Annotated in this window: 6 protein-coding genes; 5 read left to right on the top strand and 1 reads right to left on the bottom strand. The window is 52.8% G+C overall.

What is annotated here, in order from left to right; translation table 11 throughout:
• Window positions 1-248: 248 nt before the first annotated feature.
• Window positions 249-1,004: a helix-turn-helix transcriptional regulator gene (locus LCM21_RS20490; RefSeq protein ID WP_224892232.1), complete on the bottom strand. Its 756-nt coding sequence runs from the start codon at window positions 1,002-1,004 to the stop codon at window positions 249-251.
• Between the two features lie 117 nt (window positions 1,005-1,121).
• On the opposite strand from LCM21_RS20490, the gene LCM21_RS20485 reads away from it, so the two are divergent.
• The 5 genes from LCM21_RS20485 to LCM21_RS20465 are packed head-to-tail and all read left to right on the top strand — an operon-like array spanning window position 1,122 to window position 5,964.
• Complete coding sequence (locus LCM21_RS20485) at window positions 1,122-2,270, top strand: ABC transporter ATP-binding protein (protein ID WP_404818143.1); 1,149 nt, start codon at window positions 1,122-1,124, stop codon at window positions 2,268-2,270.
• Between the two features lie 34 nt (window positions 2,271-2,304).
• Window positions 2,305-3,468, top strand: coding sequence for an ABC transporter substrate-binding protein (locus LCM21_RS20480; RefSeq protein ID WP_224892231.1), 1,164 nt, complete (start codon window positions 2,305-2,307; stop codon window positions 3,466-3,468).
• Between the two features lie 38 nt (window positions 3,469-3,506).
• A complete protein-coding gene (locus LCM21_RS20475; protein ID WP_224892230.1) occupies window positions 3,507-4,358 on the top strand; it encodes an ABC transporter permease in 852 nt (283 codons plus the stop codon).
• 7 nt (window positions 4,359-4,365) lie between these two features.
• A complete protein-coding gene (locus LCM21_RS20470) occupies window positions 4,366-5,187 on the top strand; it encodes an ABC transporter permease (protein ID WP_224892229.1) in 822 nt (273 codons plus the stop codon).
• A gap of 18 nt (window positions 5,188-5,205) precedes the next feature.
• The gene (locus tag LCM21_RS20465; RefSeq protein ID WP_224892228.1) at window positions 5,206-5,964 is read left to right on the top strand and encodes an SDR family NAD(P)-dependent oxidoreductase; all 759 of its coding nucleotides are present in this window, start codon (window positions 5,206-5,208) and stop codon (window positions 5,962-5,964) included.
• Window positions 5,965-6,413: the final 449 nt, after the last annotated feature.

The raw sequence follows: 6,413 nt of genomic DNA, 5'->3' as shown, positions 1-6,413 counted from the left end.
GCCAAGCGGATGATTGCTGGACTGGTTTTGAAATAGCGAAACGGCGATCTTCTGGTCATGGCGCGACGCTACAAAACCGCCCTACCCGCCTCAAGCCGGTTTCCTCTGACAAGACCGTCCCGGGCGTCCCGACGCTCTCCCGTTGGCTTCCTTGGCTATCAGACGGTGCCATCTAAATGGTTGGGGCGTTCCGGATCACAAGGTAGCAAGGTCGGCAATACGGACAAATTGGGTGATCAAGGAACCTTTTAAAGTGCCTTTTCAATGAACTTTGAAAAAAGCTCACCCTGCGAATTGATCCTAAGTTTCGCGTAAATGTTGCGTCTGTGGATGCGGACTGTTCCTGGAGAGATGCCGAGAATTGTGCCGACAGCTTCTGCTGAATGGCCTTTCAACGTGAACTCAACGACTTCTCGTTCGCGTGGTGTCAGAACGCCATCGCCAAATGCCTGGAATGCTAGATCGACGCGACGACTAACGCCATTCGCTGCCGCGCCGCGGGACATCGTTGGAAAGTCACTCCAATGTTTGCAACAGGCTCCCCGAACGAGCGGCCATAGAGCGTGCAAATGACGAATTTCCTTGGCTGAAAAAGGCTTCTCTGATCGCATAAGCGAGACCACAACCATCCCAGAGCTTGGGATATCGATAAAGTAGCCAATCTCCTCTGCTAACCCAGTCCTTTTGTAATAGCTGCGATAGTATTCGCCCTGATAGAACCTGTCCGGTGCGATATCGCGCATGCGGTACAGACCCGGTGTTATCGGTTTTGTCGCGGCCAAAAAAAATGGATCAAGCACATAGGGCCCTGCTTGGTAATCCTCAACAAAAATACGCCGTTTGCTTTTGGGGAAATCGTCGTGAAGGTCTATTGGTGCTTCGGTTCCGATATGTCCAAATACCACTATAAAATCGAATGGTGCGACCTGCCGCAAACCATCTGCCAAAGCACATGGAAATTCTGGGGTTCCAATCTTATCCACGACCCTGCCGGCCTCATCCATCCAATCGTACACACGCCGCTCCAGATCTTCGAAAAGCAGCTCTATACCCCAATTGTGGTATATACAGCTAATCGCAGTTTTTGTTACTTTTTCCCTGTTTGAGTGGTATGCCAGTAAATGCCAAAAATTCAAGCAAAAGGAAAACGGCAGTATATGAGCTTTGACATGAGCGTCACCATGCAGACGATTGCGGAACTCCGCGGAGTGACCAAGACCTTCGGGAATGTGGTTGCTGCCAAAGACCTGAATCTTTCCATTGGGAAGGGAGAGTTCCTGTCGTTCTTAGGCCCATCTGGTTGCGGCAAAACCACTGCACTTAGAATGCTGGCGGGTTTCGAAAAACCAACCGAAGGTCAGGTGTTGCTCGATGGCGAAATCGTCAACGACTTGGATGCGCACCATCGCCCAGTAAACATGGTGTTTCAGCACTACGCTCTTTTTCCTCACCTGAGTGTGTTCGACAACATCGCGTACGGCCTGCGCCAACAACGACCACGCGTAGACAAACAAACAATAGCGACAAAGGTTGAGCAAGCGCTGGAAACTGTCCGTCTTGGTGGGTTTGGCGGACGTCGCATCTGGGAGATGTCTGGTGGTCAGCAGCAACGCGTCGCTTTGGCGCGTGCAATCGTAAACGAGCCCAAGCTTTTGCTGCTCGATGAACCAATGGCTGCTCTGGATCGAAAGCTTCGAAAAGAAATGCAGTTTGAACTGCAGAACCTGCAACGACAACTGGGAATAACTTTTGTCCTCGTCACGCACGACCAAGAAGAAGCGCTTTCAATGTCCGACCGAATTTGTGTGATGGAAGGCGGCAGTATTGTGCAGGTAGGCAGTCCACGCGAACTCTATGACATGCCCCGCAGCCGCTACGTGGCTGGATTTGTAGGCACCTCAAATTTCTTTGATGCAACTGTGACTGACTCAGCAGCCGACCAAATCACTGTGCGTTTAGCGAGTGGCCAAAAGGTGCACGGAACTCCGGAGATTCCAATAGATGCAGGGCAGGAAGTGTGCGTTAGTATCCGTCCTGAACAGATCACGCTGACCCGCGCGCTACCCACAGCTGAAATCGCTCTGCCAGTTACCATTCAAAATCGGATCTTCCTTGGGGAGCACACAGAATACCTTGCGCGCAACGAAGCACTGGGTGATTTCCACGTACTTGTGCCAAGGCAAGCGGAATTGAACGAGGGGACGTTCAATGCAGGAGAGCAGGCCTTTGTTTCATGGGGCGAAGGCGCACTGCTGATCCTGGAAAAATAACAAATCCCGCAATCCAACAACAGAGAGGTTCACAATGACCAAGGATAATGGGACTATTTCCAAGCAAAAGTTCATGGAAGAGCTTCGTCGGTACCAAAAGGGTTCGGTCACACGGCGACATTTTTTGGGCGTGACAGGTCTTGGGATGGCAACGGCCGTTCTGGGCGCAGCCATGCCTGGGTTGCGTCCACGCCCAGCATTTGCTGCCGGGGACATTGGCGATCGAGTGATCCTCGCCACATGGCCGAACTACCATGACGAGATGAACTTCGAAGCCTTCACGGAAGCCACCGGCGCCCATGTTCAGGTCAATGTTTTTGGCTCGAACGAAGAGATGTTGGCAAAGTTGCAGGCCGGAGGGTCTGGCTGGGACGTGTTCGTTCCAACCAATTACACGATCACTACGTATGTGGGTGAAGATCTGATCATCCCTCTCGATACGTCCAAACTGCCAAACTACGACGCAGGTTCATTCGAACAGCGCTTTTCCGATGCCGGTTCTGTCGATGGCCAGCTTTACGCGGTCCCAAAAAACTGGGGCACGACTGGCTTTGCAGTGAACACCAGCAAGCTTGACGGCGCTCCGACTCCAACCACATGGAAAGAGTTCTGGGACCTTACTATGGAAGGTTACTCCGGCCGGACAATGGTGCATGATTACCAACTCACCACCATCGGTAATGCCCTGAAATACTTCGGCTACTCCTTCAACTCGGTCGATGAGAAGGAACTGGCGGATGCCGAAAAACTGTTGTTGGATGCTAAACCGCATCTGTTTGCAATCTCGTCTGATTATCAGCCACCGATGCGGAACGGTGACGCCTGGATGACCATGTGCTGGACGGGTGACGGAAAGCAGATGAACGTCGACATGCCTGAAATCGCTTATGTTCTGGGTGCCGAGGGCGGTGAACTCTGGTCGGATTACTATGCTATTCCGAAAGGCGCGCCCCATATGGATGCCGCGTATGCCCTGATCGACTTCCTGCTAAACCCGGAAGTTAACGCGAAAGAAGTCCTCGCTCATGGCTACCCATCGGCTGATGCTCGCACCAATGCGTTGCTGCCGAAGGAATTGCTGGAAGATCCGATCCTCTATCCTGCAGCCGACCTTCTGAATGCGCTCGAGTTTGGCGCGGCGGCTACGCTGACCGATCCAAACCGCGCCGAGTTGCTCGCCCGCTTCAAGTCGGCATAAGCGGCAAGGCCGCCAATATCGGGAAAGACGAGGATAAAATGACAGAACAAGGCAGAAAAGCACTGTTGCTGGCACCGGCAGGAATGTGGCTTTTGGTAATGCTTGCCCTTCCGCTGTTGGTCGTCTTCGTCTTTTCCTTTGGCGAACGGGGTGCCGCCGGAGGCTACGTTCCAGCGTTCACGTTGGAACAATATGCCAACCTTCCTGCGCGATGGACGGCGTTTAAGAACACTTTGATCCTTGCACCTCTGGGGACTATCGCTGCGTTGGTAATTGCCTACCCGCTCGCCTACTTTCTTGCAGTGCGTTGTTCACCAAAGTGGAGAACTTCGCTTTTGATCCTAGTGATCGTGCCGTTCTGGACATCGATCCTGATCCGGTCATACGCTTGGATTTTCATCCTTGGGGGGCGTGGCTTGCCCGCCTTACTGGAGTCGATCGGCATCGATGATGTCCGCCTGATAAATACGCCGCTCGCTGTGCTTGTCGGGATTGTCTATGGGTATCTACCTTTGATGGTCTTCCCAGTTTTTGTAAGCTTGGACAAACTGGATAAACGCCTTCTGGAAGCATCGGCTGATCTCGGCTCTACCCCATGGCGTACGTTCCGTCAGGTGACACTTCCTTTGTCGGTACCTGGTATCGCAACTGGCTGCATGCTGGTCTTCATCTTGCTGATGGGCGAGTTTCTGATCCCAGCGATCTTGGGCGGCGGAAAGGTCTTTTTCGTCGGAAATGCGCTGGTGGACCTGTTCCTGCAGTCTCGGAACTGGGCGTACGGATCGGCGGTCGCAATGACTCTGGTTGTCGTAATGCTTGTCACTGTCTCAATTTACATGAAATTCATCTCGCGCCTGGGTGGCCAGCGCGAAGATGTCTCGCTGATGTGAGGGTCCGATGCGCTTATACGCGATTTGCGTCTACCTTTTTCTCTATATTCCAATCGGCATCATCGCGCTTTTCAGCTTTAATGCCGGACGACACGCAAGCCAGTTCATGGGGTTCTCGACCCAATGGTATGGTAAAGCGCTGAACAACCCATTTGTAATGGACGCGCTCGAGACCAGTCTGCTTGCGGCATTCATAACTGCTTGCCTCGCATCCACTCTCGGAACCATGGCGGCCATCGCTTTACAAGGGGTTAAGGGATGGCTCCGAACTTTGTTTGATGCGATGATTTATATTGCGATAATGATACCCGGTATCGTCATCGGCATCGCGACACTCATTGCCCTGGTCACCGTATTCGGCTGGCTAAACCCGCTTCTTGCAAGCCTATGGCCCGATGGAGCAAATCCCCCGCAACTTTCCATGGGGATGCCCACGCTTGTCGCCGCACACACCATGTTCACAATGGCGCTGGTCATAATCATCGTACGTGCAAGGCTATCGGGTATGGACCGCGCGCTCATGGAAGCTTCGGCTGACCTCTTTGCGACGCCCTGGGGCACCTTTCGGCAAGTGACGCTGCCATTGATAGCACCGGCAATTTTGGCGGGCTTCCTGCTTAGCTTCACTTTCTCATTTGATGATTTCATCATCGCGTTCTTCGTAGCTGGCTCGGAGACAACCCTGCCAATCTACATATTCTCATCCATCCGGCGCGGCGTAACGCCCGAGATCAATGCCATAGGCACTATGGTTATGGGCGCGTCGCTCTTGTTGCTCGTTGCAGCGCAACTGCTTTTGCGCCGAGGCGCCTCAAAATCGAGTAGTTAAATTAGGGAGCCAATTAACATGCGGCTTGCAGGTAAAGTCGCGCTCGTGACGGGCGCGGGATCAGGAATTGGTCGGGCGGGTTCAATGGCAATGGCACAAGAGGGTGCGCATGTCATGGTAACGGATCGCGATGCAACACTTGCTGAAGCCACTGTGGCCGAGATCGTTGCGCAGGGAAATCAAGCATCTGCCTTACAACTTGATGTAACCGATGACGATGCCCTTACCAAAACTATAGACGAAGTAGTTAAAAACTTCGGTCGGCTGGACGTGTTGCACTCTCATGCTGGGTTGCAGATCGAAGGAACGCTGGAAGAAGTGGAACCAGATGGAATGGATGCTTCTTGGGCATTGAACGTCCGCGCCCACTTCATTGCCGCGCGTGCAGCTGTCCCGCATATGAAATCACAGGGTGGAGGCAGCGTGATCGTCACGGCCTCCAATTCTGGGGTTCAATACGACCGAGGTATGATTGCCTATGCGACCACAAAGCACGCAGCCGTCGCGATGGTGCGACAGATGGCAGCCGACTACGCTGTCCATGCAATCCGTTTCAATGCCCTTTGTCCAGGATTCGTAGACACCCCTTTCAATGCAGGTTTCGAAAAGCAGATGGGTGGCCGTGCCAAACTGGAAAGCTACGTCAAGCAGGCGATCCCTATGAGCCGGTGGGCGACAGTTGAAGAGATTGGCCATGGGATCGTCTACTTAGCTTCAGATGAATCCGCTTTTATGACGGGGCAAGCCTTAGTTATCGATGGCGGTGAATGCATTTAGTGATGGGTTAGAACGCCCAATAGAATGTCTATCGCCGCACTTCAATTTTTGCGAGCATATTTCAGTCCGCTTTGGGCTCGACTCGGTCATCTGACCGTTTTTCTCAGATGACTGAAAAGATGCGCTAAGCCGACTTTTACTGTGAAATTTTGAATGTTCCGACCAAGAACGGCTGCTTCGCGCAGGAGCGGACGGTGACGAAAAATGCGGCTATGTCCGAGTTGCGGACGAAACTGCCGTTCGATTTCTTCAACACAAGGTCTGCTTGGGGTGCTTCGCGACAGCGGCGAAAGCACGTCGGGCGCATGTCTGACATTGAATGCCAATGTGAGATTAGAGATTTGAAAAGCGCAGACATCTTCGCGGTGTCTCTTTCATGCGTATTCGGATCCACCAGGTGCCATTCAGATGGATGCGCATGTCTATTGACAAACTTTGTCCCCTTCGCG

It is taken from the genome of Ruegeria profundi (genome assembly GCF_020171505.1).
Classification (GTDB): Bacteria; Pseudomonadota; Alphaproteobacteria; order Rhodobacterales; family Rhodobacteraceae; genus Ruegeria; species Ruegeria profundi.
The sequence above is the reverse complement of the archived record's forward strand: the minus strand, read 5'-3'. Positions and strand labels throughout refer to the sequence as shown.